Annotated in this window: 27 protein-coding genes and 1 tRNA gene; 10 read left to right on the top strand and 18 right to left on the bottom strand. The window is 51.8% G+C overall.

Annotated features, from left to right (window positions below; translation table 11 throughout):
• Positions 1-4 precede the first annotated feature (4 nt).
• The gene (locus TON_RS03815) at positions 5-412 is read right to left on the bottom strand and encodes a CBS domain-containing protein (RefSeq protein ID WP_012571700.1); all 408 of its coding nucleotides are present in this window, start codon (positions 410-412) and stop codon (positions 5-7) included.
• A 43-nt stretch (positions 413-455) separates the two neighbouring features.
• Complete coding sequence (locus TON_RS03810; RefSeq protein WP_012571699.1) at positions 456-1247, bottom strand: class II glutamine amidotransferase; 792 nt, start codon at positions 1245-1247, stop codon at positions 456-458.
• A 67-nt stretch (positions 1248-1314) separates the two neighbouring features.
• Here TON_RS03810 and TON_RS03805 point away from each other — a divergent pair, with 67 nt between their 5' ends.
• Positions 1315-2061, top strand: a complete 747-nt coding sequence (locus TON_RS03805; RefSeq protein ID WP_012571698.1) for a Rossmann-like domain-containing protein — start codon at positions 1315-1317, stop codon at positions 2059-2061.
• A gap of 1 nt (position 2062) precedes the next feature.
• The gene (locus tag TON_RS03800; protein WP_012571697.1) at positions 2063-2935 is read left to right on the top strand and encodes a type I restriction enzyme HsdR N-terminal domain-containing protein; all 873 of its coding nucleotides are present in this window, start codon (positions 2063-2065) and stop codon (positions 2933-2935) included.
• On the opposite strand, the gene TON_RS03795 is transcribed toward TON_RS03800, so the two are convergent.
• The 11 genes from TON_RS03795 to TON_RS03745 all read right to left on the bottom strand — a co-directional run bounded on the left by TON_RS03795 (position 2932) and on the right by TON_RS03745 (position 10735).
• Positions 2932-3924: an AIR synthase family protein gene (locus TON_RS03795; RefSeq protein WP_012571696.1), complete on the bottom strand. Its 993-nt coding sequence runs from the start codon at positions 3922-3924 to the stop codon at positions 2932-2934. The two genes, TON_RS03800 and TON_RS03795, sit on opposite strands and share 4 nt — an antisense overlap.
• Before the next feature lies 1 nt (position 3925).
• Positions 3926-4123 (bottom strand): hypothetical protein, encoded by a 198-nt coding sequence (locus TON_RS03790; RefSeq protein ID WP_012571695.1) that lies wholly within the window; start codon positions 4121-4123, stop codon positions 3926-3928.
• 2 nt (positions 4124-4125) lie between these two features.
• Complete coding sequence (locus TON_RS03785; protein ID WP_012571694.1) at positions 4126-4422, bottom strand: ArsR/SmtB family transcription factor; 297 nt, start codon at positions 4420-4422, stop codon at positions 4126-4128.
• Positions 4423-4497: 75 nt separating this feature from the next.
• Positions 4498-4656, bottom strand: a complete 159-nt coding sequence (locus TON_RS03780) for a hypothetical protein (protein ID WP_238516352.1) — start codon at positions 4654-4656, stop codon at positions 4498-4500.
• Between the two features lie 29 nt (positions 4657-4685).
• Positions 4686-4988 (bottom strand): hypothetical protein, encoded by a 303-nt coding sequence (locus tag TON_RS03775; protein ID WP_012571692.1) that lies wholly within the window; start codon positions 4986-4988, stop codon positions 4686-4688.
• Between the two features lie 53 nt (positions 4989-5041).
• Positions 5042-5872 (bottom strand): DUF2202 domain-containing protein, encoded by an 831-nt coding sequence (locus TON_RS03770; RefSeq protein WP_012571691.1) that lies wholly within the window; start codon positions 5870-5872, stop codon positions 5042-5044.
• Between the two features lie 229 nt (positions 5873-6101).
• Entirely contained in the window at positions 6102-7286 is a 1185-nt protein-coding gene (locus TON_RS03765) for a cell wall-binding repeat-containing protein (RefSeq protein ID WP_012571690.1), read from the bottom strand.
• 225 nt (positions 7287-7511) lie between these two features.
• A complete protein-coding gene (locus tag TON_RS03760; RefSeq protein WP_012571689.1) occupies positions 7512-7736 on the bottom strand; it encodes a hypothetical protein in 225 nt (74 codons plus the stop codon).
• Positions 7736-8443: a DUF4405 domain-containing protein gene (locus TON_RS03755; RefSeq protein ID WP_012571688.1), complete on the bottom strand. Its 708-nt coding sequence runs from the start codon at positions 8441-8443 to the stop codon at positions 7736-7738. The genes TON_RS03760 and TON_RS03755 overlap by 1 nt, the downstream gene beginning before the upstream one ends.
• Positions 8444-8649: 206 nt before the next feature.
• Positions 8650-10425 carry a ribosome biogenesis/translation initiation ATPase RLI gene (locus tag TON_RS03750; RefSeq protein ID WP_012571687.1) on the bottom strand — a complete coding sequence of 592 codons (1776 nt, stop codon included), beginning with the start codon at positions 10423-10425 and terminating at the stop codon, positions 8650-8652.
• 94 nt (positions 10426-10519) lie between these two features.
• Positions 10520-10735 (bottom strand): hypothetical protein, encoded by a 216-nt coding sequence (locus TON_RS03745; protein WP_012571686.1) that lies wholly within the window; start codon positions 10733-10735, stop codon positions 10520-10522.
• A gap of 147 nt (positions 10736-10882) precedes the next feature.
• On the opposite strand from TON_RS03745, the gene TON_RS03740 reads away from it, so the two are divergent.
• Entirely contained in the window at positions 10883-13558 is a 2676-nt protein-coding gene (locus TON_RS03740) for a DEAD/DEAH box helicase (protein WP_012571685.1), read from the top strand.
• Positions 13559-13612: 54 nt separating this feature from the next.
• On the opposite strand, the gene TON_RS03735 is transcribed toward TON_RS03740, so the two are convergent.
• Positions 13613-14230 carry a YigZ family protein gene (locus tag TON_RS03735; protein WP_012571684.1) on the bottom strand — a complete coding sequence of 206 codons (618 nt, stop codon included), beginning with the start codon at positions 14228-14230 and terminating at the stop codon, positions 13613-13615.
• A gap of 3 nt (positions 14231-14233) precedes the next feature.
• Positions 14234-14680 carry an HAD family hydrolase gene (locus TON_RS03730; protein WP_012571683.1) on the bottom strand — a complete coding sequence of 149 codons (447 nt, stop codon included), beginning with the start codon at positions 14678-14680 and terminating at the stop codon, positions 14234-14236.
• Positions 14681-14818: 138 nt separating this feature from the next.
• Here TON_RS03730 and TON_RS03725 point away from each other — a divergent pair, with 138 nt between their 5' ends.
• Complete coding sequence (locus tag TON_RS03725) at positions 14819-15634, top strand: phosphatase PAP2 family protein (protein WP_012571682.1); 816 nt, start codon at positions 14819-14821, stop codon at positions 15632-15634.
• A 40-nt stretch (positions 15635-15674) separates the two neighbouring features.
• Positions 15675-15751 (top strand) — tRNA-Thr (locus TON_RS03720).
• 215 nt (positions 15752-15966) lie between these two features.
• On the opposite strand, the gene TON_RS03715 is transcribed toward TON_RS03720, so the two are convergent.
• Positions 15967-16392, bottom strand: coding sequence for a hypothetical protein (locus tag TON_RS03715; protein WP_012571681.1), 426 nt, complete (start codon positions 16390-16392; stop codon positions 15967-15969).
• A gap of 251 nt (positions 16393-16643) precedes the next feature.
• Here TON_RS03715 and TON_RS03705 point away from each other — a divergent pair, with 251 nt between their 5' ends.
• Positions 16644-17486: a DMT family transporter gene (locus tag TON_RS03705; protein WP_012571680.1), complete on the top strand. Its 843-nt coding sequence runs from the start codon at positions 16644-16646 to the stop codon at positions 17484-17486.
• On the opposite strand, the gene TON_RS03700 is transcribed toward TON_RS03705, so the two are convergent.
• Positions 17476-18141, bottom strand: coding sequence for a glycosyltransferase family 2 protein (locus TON_RS03700; protein WP_012571679.1), 666 nt, complete (start codon positions 18139-18141; stop codon positions 17476-17478). The two genes, TON_RS03705 and TON_RS03700, sit on opposite strands and share 11 nt — an antisense overlap.
• Positions 18142-18999: a 3-methyl-2-oxobutanoate hydroxymethyltransferase gene (gene panB / locus TON_RS03695; protein WP_012571678.1), complete on the bottom strand. Its 858-nt coding sequence runs from the start codon at positions 18997-18999 to the stop codon at positions 18142-18144. It abuts the gene before it with no gap.
• A gap of 57 nt (positions 19000-19056) precedes the next feature.
• On the opposite strand from panB, the gene TON_RS03690 reads away from it, so the two are divergent.
• Genes TON_RS03690 through TON_RS03675 form a run of 4 tightly spaced genes read left to right on the top strand, consistent with a single transcriptional unit; the run spans position 19057 to position 22375 of the window.
• Positions 19057-19485 (top strand): archease, encoded by a 429-nt coding sequence (locus tag TON_RS03690; protein WP_048055040.1) that lies wholly within the window; start codon positions 19057-19059, stop codon positions 19483-19485.
• A gap of 9 nt (positions 19486-19494) precedes the next feature.
• Positions 19495-20433 (top strand): tRNA (cytosine(49)-C(5))-methyltransferase, encoded by a 939-nt coding sequence (locus TON_RS03685; RefSeq protein WP_012571676.1) that lies wholly within the window; start codon positions 19495-19497, stop codon positions 20431-20433.
• Positions 20430-20876, top strand: coding sequence for a methyltransferase RsmF C-terminal domain-like protein (locus tag TON_RS03680; protein ID WP_012571675.1), 447 nt, complete (start codon positions 20430-20432; stop codon positions 20874-20876). Before TON_RS03685 ends, TON_RS03680 begins: the two co-directional genes overlap by 4 nt.
• A 59-nt stretch (positions 20877-20935) precedes the next feature.
• Positions 20936-22375 carry an RtcB family protein gene (locus TON_RS03675; protein ID WP_012571674.1) on the top strand — a complete coding sequence of 480 codons (1440 nt, stop codon included), beginning with the start codon at positions 20936-20938 and terminating at the stop codon, positions 22373-22375.
• The last annotated feature ends 28 nt before the right edge of the window (positions 22376-22403 follow it).

Genomic DNA, 22403 nt, shown 5'->3' with positions numbered 1-22403 from the left:
GGCATCACTCAGCCGCTATGGCCGTTTCAAGCCTTCTTCTGCTGGCGGTAAGGAGGTCGCTCAGGCTGAAGATGCCAATTATCTCACCGTTCTCCTCGATGAGCATGTGCTTAACGCCCTTCTTCGCCATCAGGTCAAGTACCTCTCTCACAGGTGTGTTTGCGTTAACAGTTATTAGCTCGCTGCTCATTATCTCCCTGACGGGTGTCGTGTTCGGTAAACCTGGAATTACAACGCGCCTTATCACGTCGCTCTTCGTGAAGAAGCCGATCACTTTCCCTTTATCAACGACAACCAGAGAACCGATGTCGAACTCGACCATGACCTCGCAGGCCCGCTTTACGGTATCATCAGGTTCAACGCCTATGAGCTTTCTCGTCATATAAACTTTAATCGGGGCGTTCTCTTCCATGCCATCACCAAAAAGGAAATGGGGAGACGTCCTATATAACCTTTCACAGGTGAACAGTTTCGACTTCCACGTTCTCTTCGAGTACCTTAACGTAGAGGGCCGTCTCGTTTGGTATAACTTCATAATGAGCCTTGTGGTAGAGCTCCACCGTGGAAGAAGCGACCGCAAAGAGGTTCTCTTCCCTCAGGAGAAGCAGCTTTGAGTAGTCATAGTGCTCCGGTTTCTGAAGCAGTTCATCGACCATCTTGGCTGTTATGAAGGCACTGAAGTCCCCTTCAGAACTCTGAAAGAGTGTCATTGTATTAAAAACGCTCTTGGTGGTCTCCTCTATTATCTTGTAGTGAATTAGAAGATCCTCGAGCTTCGGACTTGGAAGCCTTCTGCAGAGGTAAGTGGCGAAGGTGTAGCTGTCGGAGGCGTTTCTCAGGTCTTTCTCATCAAGCTCGGCGAGCTCTATAATCTTCGCCTTGTCGAGGTCGCCGTTGTGGAGAAGCCAGAAGTTGAAACCCCTTCTTGTCGAGAAGGCAAAGGGCTGGACGTTGAAGAGATTTTTAATCCCCTGGCTAGCTGCCCTCGTGTGGATCATCAGCACGGAGAATCCCTTGAGCCCGGCCTTTAGGGATTCAACTGCTTTGAAGTCTTCAAATATTGGCTTCATACTTCTGTAGTGTCTCACGCTCCCGTCTTTCAGCAGGACGTAGCCCCAGCCGTCCTTGTGCTGTCTTCCCTTTCCCCTGCGCTCCTTATATGGGTCGTTTTCCGAGGCCTTAACGATTGCGTCGACTAGAGGTATGATTCCCTTTCCATCGCCAGCCGCAAAGAGTATCCGGCACATATCTTCCACCATAGGAGCCTAGCCCAAGAACCCCAAAAGCTTTTAGGTCTCGTGCGTAAATGTCCTCATGCTGTTACGGGAGATAAAACGGAAGGCACTTACCCTAACCAGGGAAGATTTCAGGCTGATTGACTTCTCCTTTGCACTGCCGTATACTTATGTTCTGATAGAGGGTGAGCGCGGGAAATCCATCGGCGTCGCCATGACTCTGCCCGAGGAGGTGGGACGGTACAGGACTTCAATCGAGGAGCCCTCTCTGGAGGCGTTCATCGAAAAAGCCGACAGTCTGAACATCATCGAGAGGACGCTCGCCCTGGCCGCTATAAACGCGGTTTCTCAGTACTACCTAGATCTCTCTGAAGCTCCGAACGTGGACGTCGTTGAACTCCTGGATGAGAGTTTTGAGAAGGTGGCCGTTATCGGCAATATGCCTCCGGTGGTAAGGGCCCTTCAGGGGAAGGGTTTTGATGTCCTCGTTTTCGAGCGCAACCCGAAGCTCTGGGACAGGAACACCTTCAGCGATGCCCTTGAGTACTGGCTTCTGCCAGAAGTCGATGCCGTAATAGCGAGCGGTTCTGCAATTCTAAACGGTACCCTCGATATGATGCTTGATAGGGCCAAAAAAGCAGAGCTCTTCGTGCTGACCGGCCCTACGGCCCAGCTCTTACCGGAGTTCCTGAAGGGTACGAGAGTTACTCACCTGGCGGCAATGAAGGTAATCGACGTTGATGGGGCCCTCACCAAGCTCAAGCTTGGCTCATTTAGGGGTTTTGAGGCTGGAAGCAGGAAGTACATCATCGAGGTCGGTGGGTGATATGGACGAGCTGAGAAGGGCCGTTTTGAACGTTATCAGAAAGATCCGCTCTCACAGAGAGCTCTACGTGAAGAACGAGGAGGCTGTGAAGCAGCACCTAATAGGCGAGATTTTTCAGGCCCTCGGGTGGGACTGGAACAACCCTGAGGAGGTTCGTCCAGAGGAGAGAACCGAGGATGGGAGGGCTGACTACGCGCTCATTCTGAACGGGGGGGTCTTCGCCTACGTCGAAGCTAAGAACCTTGGTGTGAACATCCTCAAGCGCGAGGAGCCTCTGAGGCAGCTTGCCCGCTACTGCTTCAACTCAGGTGTTCGCTACGGCATTCTCACCAACGGTGCGATGTGGATAGCGGTCAAGGCATTTGAAGAAGGCTCTAGGCTGAGGGACAGGGTTCTGCTTACGGTCAACGTTGAGGAGGAACCCGTCGAGAAGGCCGTTCTCAAGCTGTCTATCCTGTCGAAGTCCCGCATAGATGACATCGAGAGACTCTCGTCTCTTCTCAGGGCGATGGAGTTGAGCTTCATAGGGCTGAAAAGAGAAGGCTACCCTGAGAAGATGCTCATCGAGTATCTGACCTCAAAAGAGGGATCAAATACCGTTCCTGTGGAGGATCTGACAGGCGACGAAACGCCCAAAGCAGCTTACGTCTATGACAGTGGCTGGAAACTCCTTCCATTGCCGGAGAAGAGCATCAAAGGTGTTCTGCTTGCGGTTCTTCTCTACATGGAGCGCAGGGCTCAAGGCTACCAGCGTGAGGAAATAAGGAAGGCCTACGAGCACCTCAGGACGATGCCCCTGAACCCAAAAACTGCTCTAGAGATACTGAGAAAGCTCGAGGAGGAAGAAAAGCTCAGAATTTCCGTGGAGCTCTAAACGACCTTCCAGAGCTCGTCGCTCTCTGGCCTCTCCAGAGGCTTTTCCTTTCCGTTATCAACCATTACTCTCGATTCTTTGTCTTCTAGGAACTCCCCGATTACCGAGGCGTTTATGCCCTTCCTCTTGAGGGCGGAGATTATACTATCTGCCTTTTCTTTGGGGGCGGCTATCATGAGCGCGCCTGAGCTGATGAGGGCGAGCGGATTGAGGTCATAAAACTCACAGATTTTCAGTGTTTCTTTCCTTATCGGAATCCGCTCTGCGTAAACGCGGAAGCCGAGTTTGGCAGCGTCGGCCATCTCGTGGAGGCCGTTCGCCACACCGCCTTCAGTGGGGTCGTGCATAGCATTGACGCCGATCTCGTTGGCAGTTAAAGCGTCTTCCACGACACTTATCATCTCGATGAGGGACTGTGCTTTCTCCACGAACTCCTTTCCGAAAGCTTTTTCGAGCTCCTTACCCCTCTCGCTTGCTATTATGGCCGTTCCCTCCAAACCGGCCCACTTAGTGAGGATTATTGCATCGCCTGGCTTAGCTCCGTTCGAGGTTACGAGCTTTTCTTTCGGAACCTCTCCCAGCATGGTGCCTGCGACTATCGGCCTATCGAGGCCGGGAGTTACCTCCGTATGACCGCCAACTATTGCGACGCCGAGTTTACTGGCGCTCTCGTGGAGTTCATCCATGATTTTGACGAGCAGGGCATCATCTGAGTTCTCCGGAAGGAGAATTGAGACCAGAAACCACTTTGGCTTTGCCCCGAAGGTGGCAACGTCGTTAGCGTTGATGTGAACCGCATAAAATCCTATTTTCTCTTCGGCTCCTGTGATAGGGTCGGTTGAGGCAACTAAAACGGAAGAACCGAAATCAATCGCAGTGGCATCTACACCTAGGTCTGATTTGGCTATTACCCTCTCCCCAGGTGCCCCTAAGCGGTTGAACACTATCTCCCTGAGTTTTTCTGGGGGAATTTTACCTGGCGGCAGCATTTCAGACTTCCTCAAGCTTCTTTTTGACGTCTTCAGTGTGTCTCTTGGTCTCCTCCAGAGTGTTCCGCAGGTTTGACAGCTCGAGTTTCAGCTCACCCAGCGTCTTGTTCATTTGGTAGAAGGCGAAGACCATTATGGCTATCAGGATCAGTCCGAGAATTATGGATATCCACCCGCTCGGGGCTGAGTTATACGGCATCATCACACCTCCTTCAGGTTTTTCACAATCTCGTTATCGATGACGAGCTTGAAGGGCTTTGCCCGATAATACTTCTTTGCCCTTGGATCGTTTGGCTCGAGGCGAAGCTCGCTTTCGACGAGGTTTGCCTTTTCCAGCTTTTTCAGATGGAGATAAAGCAGCTGGCGAGAAATGCCCAAGGTCTTTGCGAGCTCGTAAACGTACCACTCCTTCTCGCAGAGCATCTTGAGTATCCTAACTCTGATTGGAGAGCTCAATGCCTCCGCGATCACTGCCAGTTCTTGAATGCTCTCAACCATCTTCATCACGCTTGGCCTTCCATAGGGCAGGGTTCTTGCATAAGTTGGAAGGGGAAAAATAAAAAGCTTTCGAAATCAGCGCTTCAGGAGGGCGTAAAGCAGCGCCCCTACCAGGAGGAGGGGCAGGAGCAGGAATACCAAGCGCGCAAATATGAAAAAGATTGCAAATATTCCAAAGCCCCACCACATCCATCCGAAGCCCCATCTCCGCCTTCCGAACATTGGGCCCCTCATGATAGGTCCACCAAATCCCCTCGGCATTTTCATCCCTCCAGATAGAGCCATCCAACGATTGTTTCGCCGCAGTCGAGCGTTACTTTGATTCCAAACGGAGTCTGGTAAGCGCTTCCTATTGTGAGCTTATCTAGACTGCACCCGCCTACGACTTTTCCAATGTAGTTTCCATAACTGTCCATGAGCTTGAGCACAGTTCCGTGTGGTGTTTCGTACCTCTCAACTTTGGCACGCCTCAGCAGGGCAAGGGCGTCATCTTTGACCTCATCAACGTCTATCTCTTCAACGGGAAACTCTCCAAATTCAACAAAGTGCCAGGCTTTGACCTCCATACTCAAGCCTCCTCGATTTCCACCACATTAAGAGGGAAGAAAAAAGAAAGGCTTCAAATCGGCATGCCGAGTCTCTGGACCAATCCGTTCATCCAGCTCCAGGCGTGCCTGAAGGCATTTACGATGCCCGCAATAATGCTGGTGTCCTGAACCGGCTCCTGCGCGGCGCTTCCCCACATTCCGTGGCCCCTGACAACGTCGCCCATCGGATTGCCGAAGCCGTGGCTGTTTGCCGAGCTGATGACCTCTTGGTAGTAGTCTTCGCTGACCACCTGCGGTTCGTAGATTACCCCGTAGTTCTCGAGGGTGCTCGTGAATGCTCTGAGGTGGTTCTCGCTTCCGGCCTTGAGGCTTTCATAGACTTGGATTATGTCGGCGTTGTCGGTCTGGGCTATCCTCTCCTCGAGGTCCACTATGTCGGTCTCCTCTATCAATGCCCCGACCTTGAGGGCGTCGACGAGGCTCTGGCTGCCCATCTCGATGAGCTGATCGTAGAGGGCCTGAAGCTCCGGGTTCGTGAAGACGCCTATCTCGTCGGTGGCCGGATCGGTAAGGTTGTACTTCTCTATCAGGGCAAGCACGGTGTCAGTGTGCGTCTGCTCGCTCTGGGCTATGTTGTAAAATATTGGCAGTCCATACATCTCGTAGAGCGTGAGGTAAACGTCCCTGGCGAGCTTCTCTTCTTCTCTCATCCAGAGCAGGCCATCTATTTCCTCCTGGCTCAGATCAGCGTAGTAGGTGGTGAGTGTGCTGTCCATGAGGGGTGCGGTCTCCTGAACCGGCATCCTTGGACCAGCCCAGCTCGGCATTGCCGCGACCGCTCCAAGGGTCATTCCAACCAGCAGGGCGAGGAGTCCAACTCCAAACAACTTCATATTTATCATGTTCTCAACCTCCTCCATGTGTAAGTCTAATATTACATATGTCGGAGACTTTATAAAGTTTTCGGTGGAGATACAGTTAAAAACGTAGCCTTAGGCCCATACACCATGCGGCTCAAGCTGAAGAGAATACTAATTGAGGAGTGGTTGTTTTCTCTCTCGGTCTCTGACTTCCATATTTAGGGCGACAAGAAGTCAGATAAATAAAAAGGATCAAAAACAAAATTAAACATCATGGGGCTCCGCCACGGGCAAAAGGCATAGCGTGGGCCTTTAAGTGGGACTTGCCACCCATGAAGAGCTCCCTAAGAGCCTCTTCGATTTTCATGAGGAGGACGTTGACCATTTCCACGTCGTTGTTCTGGATGGCGACCTTGAGCTGCTCAACCAGGCTCTTTAATTCCGAGACATCGATCCCAGCATTTTCTAGGACTCTTATCTGGGCTTCCAGGCGGTGGAGTGTTACATTGGCCCTCATCATGGGGTTGAGCCCCATCCTCATGCTCCAATCGCTGGAGGCTATTCTTATCACGAACTCCGCGTGGGCCTTCGCCGCTATCGCCATCCCGTAGGCCTTTCCGTATTTACCTTCGCTGTAGGCTTCTTTGGCTTCTGACAGCTCTTTCTCTGCAAGCGTCAGCATCCTCTCCACCAGTCTCTCCTGCATTGGAGTGAGGGTCGCGTTCTCAAGGAGGGCTTTGGCGGTGCTGATCCTCTCCTCACCCGCGTTTATCGCTTCGAGAGCTATCTCCGCAGTTATGTTGACATGAACACTGGTACAGTTGCACTCCCTGGACTGGTTTCTGAGCTGCTCCCTTACCCTGAGCAGAGTTCTGTTCATAAAGGGAGTCCCAACGATGGTCACGTTGCCGGTTCTGACCTGAAGCTTCAGCATCAGCTTGGTCACATTGGTTGTTTCATTGACGAATGCAATCATCGCTCTCTCTCTGACCGCTATCTTGAGGGCAGCCTTTATTCCGGCCGTGTCGTTGCCTGGAACCATGATGAGCTTATCCTTGAACTTAAGGCCGAACTTGATTTGGGCTTGGGTCATGACCATGAGGTTTGTCTCGTACCTGTTTTGACCACCCCAGCGCTCCACCGTAATACCCAGCTCTTGAAGATCATTAACGTACTCCTCCACCACTGCCTCAGGACCACCTATTATTATGACCTCATCCGGAGCGTAGCTCATAATCTCAGCAGTTACGTTCGGATCGTAAACACCCCACGTAGTCATCACAACAACCGCACCGGTCACGTTTGCTAGGTACTGGGCCAGTGCACAGTCGGCCTCGTTATCACTAACAAGAATGACTGTTACTGAAGTTTCCTCGGCTGAAACCCTTCCGAAAGATAGGGTAGTTGTTATAAGCATCAAACCAAGGAACAGTGCAATTGCTTTTTTCCACCTCATGTCACATCACCTCGGTTATTCCTGTGTGAAAAGGCATATTTAAGCCTTCTTCATGAAATCGTCTGTATAGATTCAAGTTTGTTCAGCCTTGATCTGGTTATTGTGATTTTTTGGTCGACATTGTTAAACAACGTTAGTCATCGTTTATTTGTGTTTAAGATGGCCATCCGGGAAGGTTAATAGGAAAAGAAGACGTGAGGAAGTTTAAAGAAAGACACTCTACTTTCATACTTCCTCCAAGATCTTTTCAACACTATTAGTCTGCTCTCTTAGCTCAGAGGCAACTGTGTTTATACCTTTCATTTCACTGAGCACTGCATTGAGGTTCTTATGGAGAGAGTACATGGAGAATAGAACCACCACTAAGAGAACGAGCCAGAGGGCTATGTTCACGTACTCGACGTAGCCAGGAGTTTCAGCATAAAAGTATTGGGGAAGGTAAGGGCCCATCAGCTTCCACCTCCTTCAACTGTTTCGTTTCCTTCAGTTTGAGTGTTTAAATCCAGGAGCTTCTCAATAGCTGCGGCGAGCTCTTCTTTGAAGACCTCTCTGTCCAGTCCGTTTTTGATTTCGATGGCCTCGAGGAGCTCATCTGGCTCTGCCTCGATGCCGTAATCATCCTTTAGGACTTTAACTAGATCGTCCACAGATACCCCATAGAGATCCGCTAGCTGTTGTAACGTATAGCTCTTAAGCATCGTTCCGGTGATCTCAACGTAGGTATATGTAGTGGTAGTGTCATTGGTTGGAGTGTAAACGTACTCGTAGTCAGTATCGCTGGAGTCACTCTCTTCTTCCACGAAGTATGCACTGTAGACTTGGAATCCACCAGCTATGAGGCCCATCACCAGCAGGAACCCGATCACAGGCTTCCACTTAGTCTTTCTAAAGCCCATCCTGAGCATGGTTATCATGCTCTTAAATCCAATTATCAGGTGAACCGCCACGAGGCCTATCATGACAAATCCTAAATACGTGTGGATGTTGGTCCAAGTGTCTTTATCAAGTCCCAGAAAGGTCCAGCCGACTGTATTTGCTATCCTGCCGGAAGGCGCTAAGTAAAGGGCTATTCCTGAGAGTGCTATTATTGCAAAAACGATCGTTAGTGCTAAGTCTATTATACCCCTAAGCCAGGCTGGAGCAGCCCTCCACTTCATAGACGGCACCTCCCTTTGCATTTTATTACCTGTACTTTCCTAGAGTGCTTGTCGAACCCTATCATACTATCACCAACATATGTATGTTCAAACTTACATATGGTATAATGATTTAAAAAGATTTCGGATGGGCTCTTTTGTATAGTTCCACACAAATATAGAGTTCGGCATAGGAACTTTAAACGTTCCAGAAAAATAAAAAGAATTCATGCAGAGACGTAGTAATATTCTCCCATCTCCTTCTGTTCCCTGTCCTTGACGCTTCCTTCCTTGTTGGCCCTCGGCCTTCCAGTATCGGGATCGCGCCTGAAGGTTACTCCCACACTGGCCAGGAAGCGGTTCATTCCCTCGCGCATTCCCGTCGGAGGCAGAGCCTTACCGTACTTTCCGGGCTCGCCTTCGAAGACCATTATCCTGTCGCTGATGTAGTCTATCATGAGGACGTCGTGCTCTACTACGAGGGCAGTCTTTCCTTCTTTCTCCATGAGGTGTCTTATCGCCCTTGATACCGCAAGCCTCTGCTCAACGTCGAGGTAAGCTGAGGGCTCGTCGAGCAGGTAGAGATCGGCATCGCGTATGAGCGCTGCAGTTATGGCGACCCTCTGCAACTCTCCACCGCTCAGCTCGTTCACCTGCTTGTCGTAGAGGTCTGGAATGCCCAACGGATTTAACAGCTCTGTCTTGTAGAAGTTGCTGAGGAGCTTTGAGGCGTCGATCTTGCTCAGGAGGTCGTAAACCGTTCCTTCATAGTCTGCCTTGATGTACTGGGGCTTGTAGCTGACCTTGAGCTCCCAGTCAACCTCGCCCTCCGTCGGCTTCTCCACGCCGGCCAGCATTTTCACGAAGGTGGTCTTACCGATACCGTTCGGGCCAACGATGCTAACCACTTCGCCCATGTAGAGCGTCCCTGGTTCGGCCTCCAGCCTGAACCCGCCATAATCCTTGACGAGACGCGGGTATTCAACGAGTATCTCGCTCGCCTGGCTCTGTCTTTCGCTGGACTTGGTGAAGCGTATCTCGTAGGGCCTAAATCTAACGTTCTCGTCTCTCAGGTAGCCCCTGAGGAATTCGTTGATACCATTCCTCGTTCCCTTCGGCTGGGAGAAGATACCGTAAGCGCCAGGCTTACCATAGACAACGTGGATTATGTCGCTCAGATAGTCGAGGACTGCTAGGTCGTGCTCGACTGTCAGAACCGCCTTGCCTGAATCTGCCAGATGGCGGATTATCTTCGCCACCTTGAGCCTCTGCCTTATGTCAAGGTAGCTCGAAGGCTCGTCAAAGAAGTAGAAGTGTGCATTCCTGAGTAGAGCCGCGGCTATTGCAACCCTCTGCAGCTCTCCACCGCTTAGCTGGTCTATGTTCCTGTCTAGAACGTTCCTGAGCTCAAGCTCATCAACAACCTTGTCAAAGGCCCCAATCTCGTCTGCCCTCTTGAGTAAGTCCCTCACTTTACCCTTCACCGCTTTGGGAATTAGGTCAACGTACTGCGGCTTCACCACTGGCCTAATCTCTCCGTTCTTCAGCCTCTCGAAGTAGTTCTGGAGCTCGTTGCCGCGGAAGGCCCTGATAACGTTGTCCCAGCTGTCGTTGTCTCCACAGAGGTTCGGGAGGAGCTGGCCGGCAAGTATCTTGACCGCGGTGGTCTTACCGGTTCCGTTCGGGCCAAGGATTCCGACGACCATGCCGTCCTTGACGACCGGCAGGCGGTACAGCACAAAGGCGTTGACGCCGTAGCGGTGGACGCAGCCCTCTTCAAGTTCCTCCGGGAGGTTAATAATCGTTATTGCGTTGAAGGGGCACTTGTGAACGCAGATTCCACAGCCTGTACAGCTCGCTTCCTGGATTATCGGTCTGTAGTTCTCCTCGTCGATTATTATCGCCTCTCCTCCCATCCTGTTGACGGGGCAAACCCTCTCACACAGGAAATGCCCGCACTTGTCGGGGTTGCACTTGTCGTAATCGATGACCGCAATTCTCATCCTCACCACCGAGTTAGGCTGAGGAAGAAGGTTTTAAAGGATTGCGGGTTGGATAATCCTTGTTGTTTCGATAGCTGAGAGGCTTCTATGGGCTTCACGGCCTTCTCTGTCTCTTAACTTCCTTCATCCAGAAGTCTCCGTTTTCCCCTTCTGTAGTCGGGGCAAGGAAGATCAGTAACAGGAGGAACAGACCGCCGAACAGCGCCGCGAAGAACAGGGACGGAACGTTTCTTGATGTGAACAGGATGATAATCCATAGTCTCAGGATAAAGAGCATTAGTTTTATCTTCCTTCGCTTCTTCGCCTTCATCTGCTCCGCCTACATCCTAACGTATTCGTCCTCGTGGGCCTCCATGGTGATCCCCCTAATCATTCTGAGGGCGGTGTTTAAATCACTTATTGTGTTGGTGCCCTAGCCTCCAGAAATTTTTTAGCGGTTTCCCCCAAATATACCCCCATGTCCCTCTTCGAGACCCTCAAATCCCTCAAGTCCGAAATAGCCAAAGTTCACGTTTTTCCCCTGAGAAGCGGCGAGTTCTCCGATTTTCGGTTTAATAACCCCGAGGTCAATTCTCTCCTTGATGAGTTAGGCTTTAAACTGTACCTGCACCAGGTTGAGGCACTCGGAAAGCTCTACTCAGGTAAAAACATCGTGGTAACCACTCCAACCGCGAGCGGAAAGAGCGAGATTTTCAGGCTGGCGATCTTTGACTCATACCTATCCAATCCTCGCGCGACCTACCTGCTCGTCTATCCCACCCGCGCGCTTATCAACAACCAGTTCGAGAAGTTCTCGCTCGAGAACCTCGCGTTCTACCGTCTAACCGGCGAGTTCATCAACGCAAGAATTCTGACGGGCGACGTCTCGTGGGAGGAGAGGCGCGAAATACTCCGCGAGAGACCGCGAGTGATATTCACGACCCCGGATATGCTCCATTACACCATCCTCAGGAGATGGCGTGACTACGAGTGGCTTTTGAGGAACCTCCGCTATCTCGTCGTGGACGAGCTTCACGTTTACCGCGGCGTCTTCGGGAGCAACGCGGCTTACCTGTTCAGACGGCTGGCCTTCAGGTTCAAGCGCCTCGGCGCGAAGCCTCAAATAATAGCCCTTTCAGCAACACTGAGAAACCCTCGGGAGTTTGCCGAGAAGCTTTTTAGAGCTGAGTTCGAGCCGGTAAGCGAAGCCAGGAATCCCTTTCCGAGGCGGTACTTAATCCTCTTCGAGCCCAAGAACCTCGACGAGAGACAGCTTTTGAGGGCCGTTGTGGAGAGGCTCGCCGAGAAGAAGATCAAGACCCTAGTCTTCTTCGACTCGCGTAAAGGAACGGAGAAGCTCATGCGCTTCCTCCTCAATTCGCCAGTCTTTCACAAGACGAGCACCTACAAGGGAACGCTGCCTAAAAACATCCGCTGGGAGATAGAACGGGACTTCAAAGAGGGAAAGCTTCTCGTTCTCCTCACAACCAACGCTCTCGAGCTCGGCATCGACATCGGCGATCTGGATGTAGTGATAAACTACGGCATTCCGCCCGACGGTCTCTTCTCACTCATCCAGCGCTTTGGAAGGGCTGGGAGAAAAGCGGACAGAGAGGCTATCAACGGTATCGTCCTGAGGAAGAACGGACTCGACTATTACTACAAGGAGCACGTCGATGAGCTCGTCGAGAAGCTTGAGAAGGGCATAATCGAGTACATGCCAGTCAGCCTAGAGAACGAGCGCATAGCGGAAAAGCATCTGCACTACCTGCTCACTGAAATAGGAGTAATCGAATGGGACGAACTGGACGAGTTCGAGCGAAAGGTGATGGAGAGGCTTGTTATAGAGCGCAGGGCCTCTCTCAGGAAGAACCCGATAACAGGCAAGCTCGAGGTCAGACCTCTGAGGCCCGCTTTCAGCTACTCCTCCCTCCGGACGGCCACCGACGAGAGCTTCTTCCTTCTCAAGGACGAGCCCTGGATAAGGGCAAAGCTGATGCAGAAGCGGGATATGGGAGAGCTTCTCCGCTTCGTCAACTGGCTCAAGATCAAGGGTTACCTCATCGAGGAAGTCGATGCCGACGAGTATCACCGCTCACTCCTCCCCGGAATGACTTACTTTTCCCGCGGAGAGCTTTATATGTCAGGAGAGCGCTTAACCCTTGGAAAGTTCCACTTCGTCTTCGCCAAGCAGTTAAATCGCCTCTGGGGCGTGGAGACATTCGTGAACAAGCGCGAGGAGGTAGAGATACTTGAGACAACGGCGAGCAAAGCGTATAAGGGCGTAGAGATAGGCCTCGGCCGGCTCAGGGTAAGGCACATCCATACTGGCTTCGCCGTCAAGGGCAACGACGTGGGCAACTATGTGGCTGAACTGATGAGGCTGAAGGAAGCGGGAGTCCTGAAGGGTGAAATCTATTCCCCCCTGAGCGGTGAGAGGGTCAAGGTCGATGAAGACTTCTCGATACTCAACTGGGAAAGGTTCGCCAGGGTTGAGTTTGAGGAGCCCCACATTAGGGAGTTCGAGACTAAGGGAATCTGGCTCGTCTTCCCCGACTGGATACGAGAGATTCCGAACGAGGAGTTCAGGGAATTTTTCAGCATAGCTGCAGAGAAAGGTAGGGAAGACCTCGCCTTCACCCTCTACGAGAACCTGGACAGAAAGAAGCTCTTCCCCATCTACCTCGGTGCCACAAGCCACACCATCAGGAAGGCCATAGGCGACGCCCTCCAGCGTTTTGGAATAAACGAGGAGGAGCTGGCCTTTGCGATAAAGAAGATGGTGGACAGCAAGGATGGAATAGGCTCTGCCCTTCATGCCATAGAACACAACATTATCAAGATAGCGCCCATCTTCACCTACGTAGATTCACGCGAACTCGGCGGCTACAGCTACGCGAGTTTCCCCAATCCGCCCCACATCGGGAGGCCCCTCGTCTTCATCTATGACGGCAATGAGTTCGGTGCCGGCCTGGCCGAGATACTCTATGAGAACGTCGAGAAGCTTATGGAAAAGAGCTACGAGCACCTGACCGGCTGTTCCTGTAAGGACGGCTGCCCGGTCTGCGTCCTCTCGCCGAAGTGCGGCACCTTCAATGAGTTCCTTGATAAATGGATGGCGATAAGGGTGTGGGAGAAAATTCTGGGGAAATAATGTTAACTTCGAGCGATTTTTACATACCATGTAATTTACATGAGATGTAAAAAATCACAGGCTCCTCATGAACAGCGGTCTCAGTCTGACTCTCCCCTTAGTCCTCTCCGTGAGGAGCTCCATCAGGGACTCTGCTTCACCCTTCCGCGTCTCGACCGTGAACCTAACTAACCCACCGTATTCCTCTTCCACTATTCTGCCGCCAGCCTTCTCAACGGTCTCCTTTACAACGTGGAAGAGGTTGTAGGGGAGGGTAACCTCAAAACGCTCGGTTTCGTAGATTTCGACGATGCCAGCATTATCTATGGCCAAGCTGGCCGCATCGCTGTAGGCCTTAACAAGCCCGCCGTAGCCGAGCTTTATGCCGCCGAAGTAGCGCGTAACAACGACAACAACATTGCTCAGACCTTTGTTCTGGATGACCTTTAATACAGGCTTTCCTGCTGAGCCTTTAGGCTCGCCATCGTCATCGTAGCGAACGGCGAAGTTCTTCCCATCGTTAATGAGGTAGGCTGAGACATTATGGGTCGCATCGTTGTGGTGAGCCTTTATCCTGGCTATGAATGCTTTAGCTTCCTCTTCTGAGCTGGCCGGCGAGGCGTAGCCAATGAAGACGGACTTTTTGACAACAAGCTCGGCAGTGCCCACTCCCTTGAGCGTCCTGTATTCCATACCTCACCCTCTCAGTGTCGCTGTGAGCTTCCTATCATCGAGAAGCATCGCTATTGCATCTTTTACATCTTTGACAACAATGTCACTTGCGAGGAGGGCCTCGACGGTCGCTCCTTCTGGCCCTATGACGCAGAAGGCCAATTCAGCGCTCTCGAGCATTGCCACATCGTTGTTTCCGTTGCCAACAGCTATGTAGGAGCCATAGGCCATGGCCTTCTCGAGTTTTTCACTTCCATCTTTAACGCGCTCGATCCTTACTGGAAGGCCTTTGAACTCTTCCTCCAGCGTCCCGAAGGTGTCTGCGCTCAGAATGACGACGGTGTACCTATCTGACAACCTCTCGAGGAGGTGTTTTACTTCTTCATCCACCCTGCCGCTGACGCCAAGGGTGCCGTTGAGGTCGAACACTACTGTTTCGGCTTCTATCTCTCCGTAACCCGGGATCTCCATTGGTCTCACCACCATCCCTTTGTTCGGAGAGTTTTTAAGGGCTTGGACTCCAAACGCCACAGAGAAGGGCAATTCATATCTTGAATGTTAAATATTAAAGGCGAAAAGGTTAAATATTTCACCACTGGGGGTAATATTATGTTAAAGCTGCGGGAGCTCACCAACGACTGGGAGATCCTCGTGAGGCTAAACGCCTTCTTTATAAGTTACTTCGGGTGGCTTCTATTTGGGCTCTCTTACGGTTTTCTCGGTAGGTACAGCGTTGACGTCACCCACTACCTCCTACAGCTCCCGTTCACCTCCAGAGATTTTGTGATCGGCCTCATCGAATTTACAAAAAGTCTCCCTCTCCTTTACTGGCTCTTTGAAGGTGTGTACTACCTTGGTTTTTCGGGCTCAATAGCCCTCGCCGTTGCGTATCTGCTCCTCTACAAAAGGGATCTGGAAGCTTCGGACGAGCTTTTCATTAGATACCTCCTCTCCTACACCGTGGCAGGGTCAATATATTTGATCGTCCACGTCCACGCGCCCCATCTGGTCTACAACCTGCCTGGATATATCTCGGAGAGCACCTATTTGACCAGACAGGAGTTCGTCCTGCCTTCCCTTCACAACACGTTCGCTATGGTCAACATAATTACACTCTGGAGGTACCGGAAGGAGAAGATTGGTGCGACTCTCATTGTCCTTAACTCGTTGATACCCTTCACGACGCTCTTCCTTGGCCACCACTGGATCTACGACATAATAACTGGAATGGTCCTTGCAGTGATCGTTTCGAGGCTCACAGCAGGTTATTCTCCAAGACTTCCAGCAATGTTGTGCGGGCTGGAGCTTTCATATTTAAGACGGCTGGCGGTTCTGAGCTTCTTCATTGGTGTAATCGTCCTCTTTCTAGCCGCTGATCCTCAGTACTGGAGCCAGCTTATCAGCAATCTCCTTGGGACTCCCTGAGAAAAACTTATAAAGGTCTCCAGAGCCCTTAACATGGGACGCCGGGGTAGCCTAGCTCGGCAGGGCGGCGGACTCGTAATCCGCAGGTCGCGGGTTCAAATCCCGCTCCCGGCTCCACAACCGTTCCTCCCTTCTGAAAAGCCTTCCTTTCGAAGAAAGCCTTGCCAAAATGGCGTCTTCTATGAAACGGCTCCTGTTATACATTGGCTTTGTCAAGCATTTCGATGACCTGCGGACTAAGCGTGATGTGAACTTTTGTGTGACTGCATGTATCTATAAAACCTCTCCAGAACAGCCTTCATTGTTGCCATCAACTAACGTTGATCTACACCTCACCACAGAATAAGGCCGCCCTCCACCTGGAGATGGACGGAGGTTGGCTCATCGGTCGAGTCGGATATTATGACCAGATACAGGGGGCCTCTTTTGGGAAATCTCCAGACTCTCTCCACGCTGGTGGTGCTGTCAACCCTAAAGAGGCATATCATCCCTTCTCCAGATTTTAGCATTCTGAGGCCAGTTTCATCGGTGATGCATACTGTAACAGGTCTGTCGGACTCTATCAAAAAATGGAGCATGCTCCACTCGTAGCCGTCTAGCTTGTAGACCTTGTAATCCCCCGGCTCTATTAGGATATCCTCCTTGAAGTTATATGAAGCCCCCCATAGTATTGGCGCGATTATGAGAACAGTAACCACTACTATGGTGAACCCCAGGGCTTCTATGCGCTTAATGGTTGCTGATTTGAGAGCTATCATGGCCACTGTCTTTCCCCATTTTTTATTTTTTATTATCCGTATAGCGTTATTTAAGCGTTGTGACGTTAAGTTGGACTTTGATTATTTTATTGTTACATTTGTCCTCACAATCTGGAGCTTCAGCATCATATTGGACAAAATCCAAGATATGGCAGTTATTACTCTTTCCCTATATGGGCTATTGGGACATTAGAAGCGGTCTTACGAACCCTCCTGAGGATTTATAAGCAAGAAAGGAGAACAGGAAAACCATGGAGAGGGAATCCCTCGGGACACTCCTGGCGATAACTGGGATGTTCATCTACGGCCTTGAGCCAGTCGTGATAAAGTCAAACCCATCAAACCCAATTAGTTTTGCCGCCTTTTCAGCTCTCACGGCCTCCCTGATACTCTGGGGAAGTCTGTTTTTGAGTGGGGATTGGCGGGAGATCCGGGACAATCCAGGAGACCTCAGGAAGGCCTTTTTTGTGGGATTATTTGGAACTGCACTGGCTTATCTTGCCTATTCCTTCGGCGCGCGAATGAGCACTGCCATAAATGCCGCACTCATAACAAGGAGCGAAGTGCTCTTCTCCTTCTTCCTCTCGTGGCTCTTTCTTGGGGAGCGGATAACCCGGCGGCTAGTGGGCTATTCTCTCTTTATACTCGCCGGTTTAACCTTCGTGATCACCCAGGGCCGTTCTCTGGAACTTCACCTTGGGGACTTTCTGCTTCTGCTCGTCCCACTCTTCTGGCAGCTCGGCCACGTTATAGCCAAAAGGCTCTCATACGGTCCGATTATAATAGCAGCACTGAGAAACACCTTCGGCTTTTTACTGCTCTTCCCTCTGGCGGCTGCTACTAGTTTGGAGCTTTCCAGGTTTGTCATCGCCGAGGGCATGATAATAGCTTTAGGCCAGATAGTCTGGTACAAGTCGATAAAGCTCATCAACCTTTCGAAGGCGACGGCGATAATAACGCCCGCTCCTGCAGTGGCGATTGGAATAGGCGTGCTCCTCGGTGAAAGCTTCACGCTCTATCATGCCATCGGTTTTCTCCTCATAACCCTCGGAACGCTGGGTGCAGTAAAAGTAAAGAGTGAGCTCAGAACTTGAGGAGGGCCCAGAGGAAACGGAAGACGTCCTCAAGACGGAAGTGGCCTGTTTCAATACCGTAAATCATACTGACGGGTACTTCTTTAATCCTCGCTCCCATCTTCGTCGCCTTGATGAGCATCTCAGTTTCAACCTCGTAGCGGTCGCTTTCAATAGTCGGCACGAACTCCCTCTTCATTGCCCTGAAGCCGCTCTGGGTGTCGTAAACGTACTGCCTCAGCTTGAGCCTCAAAAGCCTGGTTGTTATTATGTTGCTCAGCCTTCTGTGGAGCGGTCTCTTACCCTGAACCTCAAACTTCCTCGCGCCGATAACGAAGTCTGCGTCCTCTCTAACTATTGGCTCAACGAGGTTTATTATTTCCTCCGGCCTGTGCTGGCCGTCGGCGTCCATGAAAACTATGATCTCTCCAGTAGCTTCCTTCACGCCCTCCCTCATGGCCGCTCCTTTTCCGCTGTTCTTCTCGAGTCTCAACGCTTTGATTCTGGAATCTTTTTTGCTGTATTCAACGGCTACCCAGTGGGTGTTGTCGTTGCTTCCATCGTCCACGACGATTACTTCATCCACGAACTCTGGAATTCTCTCGAGGACTTTTCCGATCCGTTTTGCCTCATTGTAGGCTGGAATTATGACGGTTATTCTCTTGCCTTCCAGCATTCAATCATCCTCGCTCAATCTTTCGAGGACATTCCTGGTTTTTCTCCTGAAGTCCTCTTTGTCGAGGAACTCCCAGTAGTGCTCCTTTGCGGGGAAAGAACCGTTCTTGACCTCTTCGCGGTAGTTCTCAAGGGCGAGGCGGATCATCCCACCTATGTCAGCGTACTTCTTGACGAAAGGCGGGACGTTCTCGTAAATCCCGAGGATGTCATGCCAGACCAGAACCTGTCCATCCACGTATGGCCCAGCCCCGATGCCGATGGTCGGAATGGAGACCTCCTCGGTTACAAGCTTGGCAACATCAGCAAGCGTGAACTCCAGAACGACAGCAAATGCTCCGGCTTTTTCGAGGGCCTTGGCATCGCGCAGGATTTCCTCGATCTCCTCCTCGGTTTCGCCCATCAGGCGATAGCCTCCCAACCTGAGGTAGCGCTGTGGAGTTAAGCCGGTATGCCCCATAACTGGAATTCCCATGCGGACGAGCCTCTTAACGAGCTTTTTATGATCATAACCGCCCTCTATTTTAACGGCATCCGCACCTGCCTGAATCAGCCTGATGGCATTCCTGATGCCTTCTTCAACGTCAACCTCGTAGCTTCCGAAGGGCATATCGGCCAGAACGAGCGCCCGCTTGACGGCTTTGGCAACGGCCCTCGTGTGGAGAACCATCTGATCCATAGAAACAGCCAGTGTGTTTGGCTCACCGTAAACGACCATGCCAAGAGAATCTCCGATGAATACGATGTCCATTCCTGCTCTGTCCGCTATGAGCGCGGAAGGATAATCGTAAGCTGTTATCATGGCGATTTTCTCTTTGCCCTTCATCTCCATAATCGTCCTTGGGGTTATCTCCCTCATGCTCTCACCCTTAGCCTAATAAACCCTCGTCCCTATAAGTCTTCTGGAGGTGAGGGTATGCGCGAGTGGGAACACTACGAGCACACCGCGGACATTGGAATCCGCGGGTACGGTGAGACCCTTGAGGAGGCCTTTGAAGCTGTCGCGTTGGCGCTCTTTGATGTCATGGTCGATGTGAGGAAGGTCGAGCCGAAGGAAGTGAGAGAACTTGAGGTTGAGGCTGAAGACCTGGAGGCTTTGCTCTACCTGTTCCTTGAGGAGCTCTTGGTGCTTCATGAGATGGACGGTCTCGTCTTTGGGGACTTCAAGGTCAAAATCGAGAAGACTGAGGATGGCTATAGGCTCAGGGCCAGGGCCTACGGTGAGCCCCTCAATTACGAGAAGCACGAGCCCAAGGAAGAGGTCAAGGCCATAACCTACCACGACATGAGGATTGAAAAACTGTCAGACGGGAGATGGATGGTCCAGCTCGTGCCCGATTTATGAGGTGGTCAGATGAGCGTGAGGGACGAGATCAGGGAGGCCAACCAGGAGTTTTACGAGCGCTATTCCCAGATAGAGGATACTGACGAGTTTTGGGAGTTCATAGTCAAGCCGCTCCGGCAGAGCATAAGGGTGAACACGCTCAAGGCCCCGCTTGAGGTTGTAGTTGAACGCCTGAGTGAGGATTACAAGCTCGAGCCGATCCCATGGGTCAGGGAGGGCTTCTTTATCAACGTAGATAACCTCGCCAGAGTTCCGGAGCACAGTCTGGGTCTGGTCTTCGGGCAAGAAGCCAGCTCAATGATTCCGCCAGTTGTTCTTGACCCAAAGCCTGGAGAGCTCGTTCTCGACATGGCCGCCGCGCCGGGCTCCAAAACCGGGCAGATAGCACAGTACATGGAAAACGAGGGTTGCATAATAGCCAATGACCCCAAGATAGACAGGGCAAATATACTCATAGCGAACCTCAACAGGATGGGCGTCTTGAACACCCGCGTGACGACGCGCGATGGTGCATACTTCGGAAGGTTTGAGAATACCTTCGACAGAGTTCTACTCGATGCCCCCTGCTCAAGCGTTGGCATGATAAGAAAGAGCTGGAAGTTCCTGACCGGATGGAGGCTCAGGGGAGTCGTCAAATACATGAACATCCAGAAGAGGCTTATCCTTGCAGCATACAAAGCCCTCAAACCAGGTGGAGTGCTCGTTTACTCCACCTGCACCATAGACCCGCTGGAGAACGAGGAGGTGGTTGACTACCTCCTGAGGAAGACGGACGCGAGGCTGGATGATATAGACCTGCCTGTGAAGACAAGCGAACCCGTTCTCGAGTGGGAGGGTAGAACCTACTCAGAAGAGCTTAGGAAAACCCTCAGGATTCATCCCAACGACAACGACACTGAAGCATTCTTCATTGCGAAGATAGTGAAGCCCGGGGAGGGAGAAGCATGAGCGAGAACCCTAGGGGAGAGATAGGGAAGACGGACGATACCGAGCTTGTGAAGAAGCTTTTACTTGAGAATTATGGCTACGCCCCGGAGTTAATCTACGAGATACGCGGCAGATACCATAAGGTCTATGCATACAAGCCTTGTGACTTTGAGGTGAAAAGCACGGACAGACAGGGGGTCTATTTTGGCAGGATCGAGAGCGACGGTATAAGGCTCACCATCGAAGGGAGCTTCCTGGTTGGCCCAAAAGCGACAAAGAACATTGTTGAGCTGGATAAAGAGCGAGCCAAGCGCTATCTTGCCGGCGAGAGCGTTGAGATTGACGAAGACCTTCACGGCTGGGTCATTGTCAAGTGGGGGAGCTACTACCTCGGTTCGGCCAAAGCCAAGGAGGGCAGGCTCATCAACTACGTGCCGAAGGAGAGAAGACTGAAGCTGGAGTAACACTTCAGTCCAGCTAAAGCTTAAATAACTTCGGGGGGATTTAAAACGGGGGTGAGAGGATGATTCCGCTGAAGAGAATTGACAAGATAAGGTGGGAGATACCGAAGTTTGATAAAAGAATGCGCGTTCCGGGCAGGGTTTATGCTGACGACCAACTCATAGAGAAGATGCGCCAGGACAGAACACTTGAGCAGGCGGCAAATGTTGCCATGCTTCCTGGCATCTACAAGTATTCCATAGTCATGCCCGACGGTCATCAGGGTTATGGCTTCCCGATAGGGGGCGTCGCCGCTTTTGACGTTAAGGAAGGAGTTATCAGCCCCGGTGGAGTCGGCTATGACATAAACTGTGGTGTCCGTCTTATCCGCACGAACCTAACTGAAAAGGAAGTCAGGCCGAAGATCAAGGAGCTCGTCGACACGCTCTTCAAAAACGTTCCCTCCGGTTTGGGAAGCAAGGGTAGAGTGAGGCTCCACTGGAGCCAGCTGGATGATGTTTTAGCCGACGGTGCCAAGTGGGCAGTTGACAACGGCTATGGCTGGAAGGATGATCTTGAGCACCTTGAGGAAGGCGGCAGGATGGAGGGCGCGGATCCCAATGCCGTCAGCCAGAAGGCCAAGCAGAGGGGAGCTCCACAGCTCGGTTCCCTTGGCTCGGGAAACCACTTCCTCGAAGTTCAGGTCATTGACAGAATCTACGACGAGGAAGTGGCGAAGGCCTACGGCCTTTTCGAGGGCCAAGTAGTTGTGATGGTTCACACCGGAAGTAGGGGTCTCGGCCACCAGGTCGCAAGCGACTATCTTCGCGTGATGGAGAAGGCCAACAGGAAGTACGGAGTTCCATGGCCCGACCGCGAGCTCGTCAGCGTTCCCTTCCAGAGCGAAGAGGGCCAGAGGTACTTCAGCGCAATGAAGGCGGCAGCAAACTTCGCCTGGGCCAACAGGCAGATGATAACCCACTGGGTCAGGGAGAGCTTTGAGGAGGTCTTTAAGCGCAAAGCCGAGGACATGGAGATGACCATCGTTTACGACGTTGCCCATAACATAGCAAAGGTCGAGGAGCACGAGGTTGATGGAAAGAAGGTCAGGGTCGTCGTCCACAGGAAGGGCGCTACCAGGGCCTTCCCAGCCGGTCATCCAGATGTGCCGAAGGCTTACAGGGACGTTGGCCAGCCGGTTCTCATTCCTGGCTCGATGGGTACCGCCAGCTACGTTCTTGCTGGAGCGGAAGGTTCTATGAAGGAAACCTTCGGTTCAACCTGCCATGGTGCCGGAAGGCTCCTAAGCAGAAAAGCGGCAACCAGACAGTATCGCGGTGACAGGCTTAAGAACGAGCTCCTCCAGAAGGGCGTCTATATCCGGGCGGCAAGCCTCAGGGTCGTCGCTGAAGAGGCCCCAGGCGCTTACAAGAGCGTTGACAACGTTGTTAACGTCGTCCACGAGGCTGGCATTGCCAAGCTCGTCGCCAGGATGCGCCCGATGGGTGTTGCGAAGGGCTGATGCCTTTCTTTCAACTTTTGGGGGCGTT

It is taken from the genome of Thermococcus onnurineus NA1 (genome assembly GCF_000018365.1).
In the GTDB taxonomy this organism is placed as follows: domain Archaea; phylum Methanobacteriota_B; class Thermococci; order Thermococcales; family Thermococcaceae; genus Thermococcus; species Thermococcus onnurineus.
Note: the sequence above shows the minus strand (reverse complement) of the source record. Positions and strands in the feature narration are given on the sequence as shown.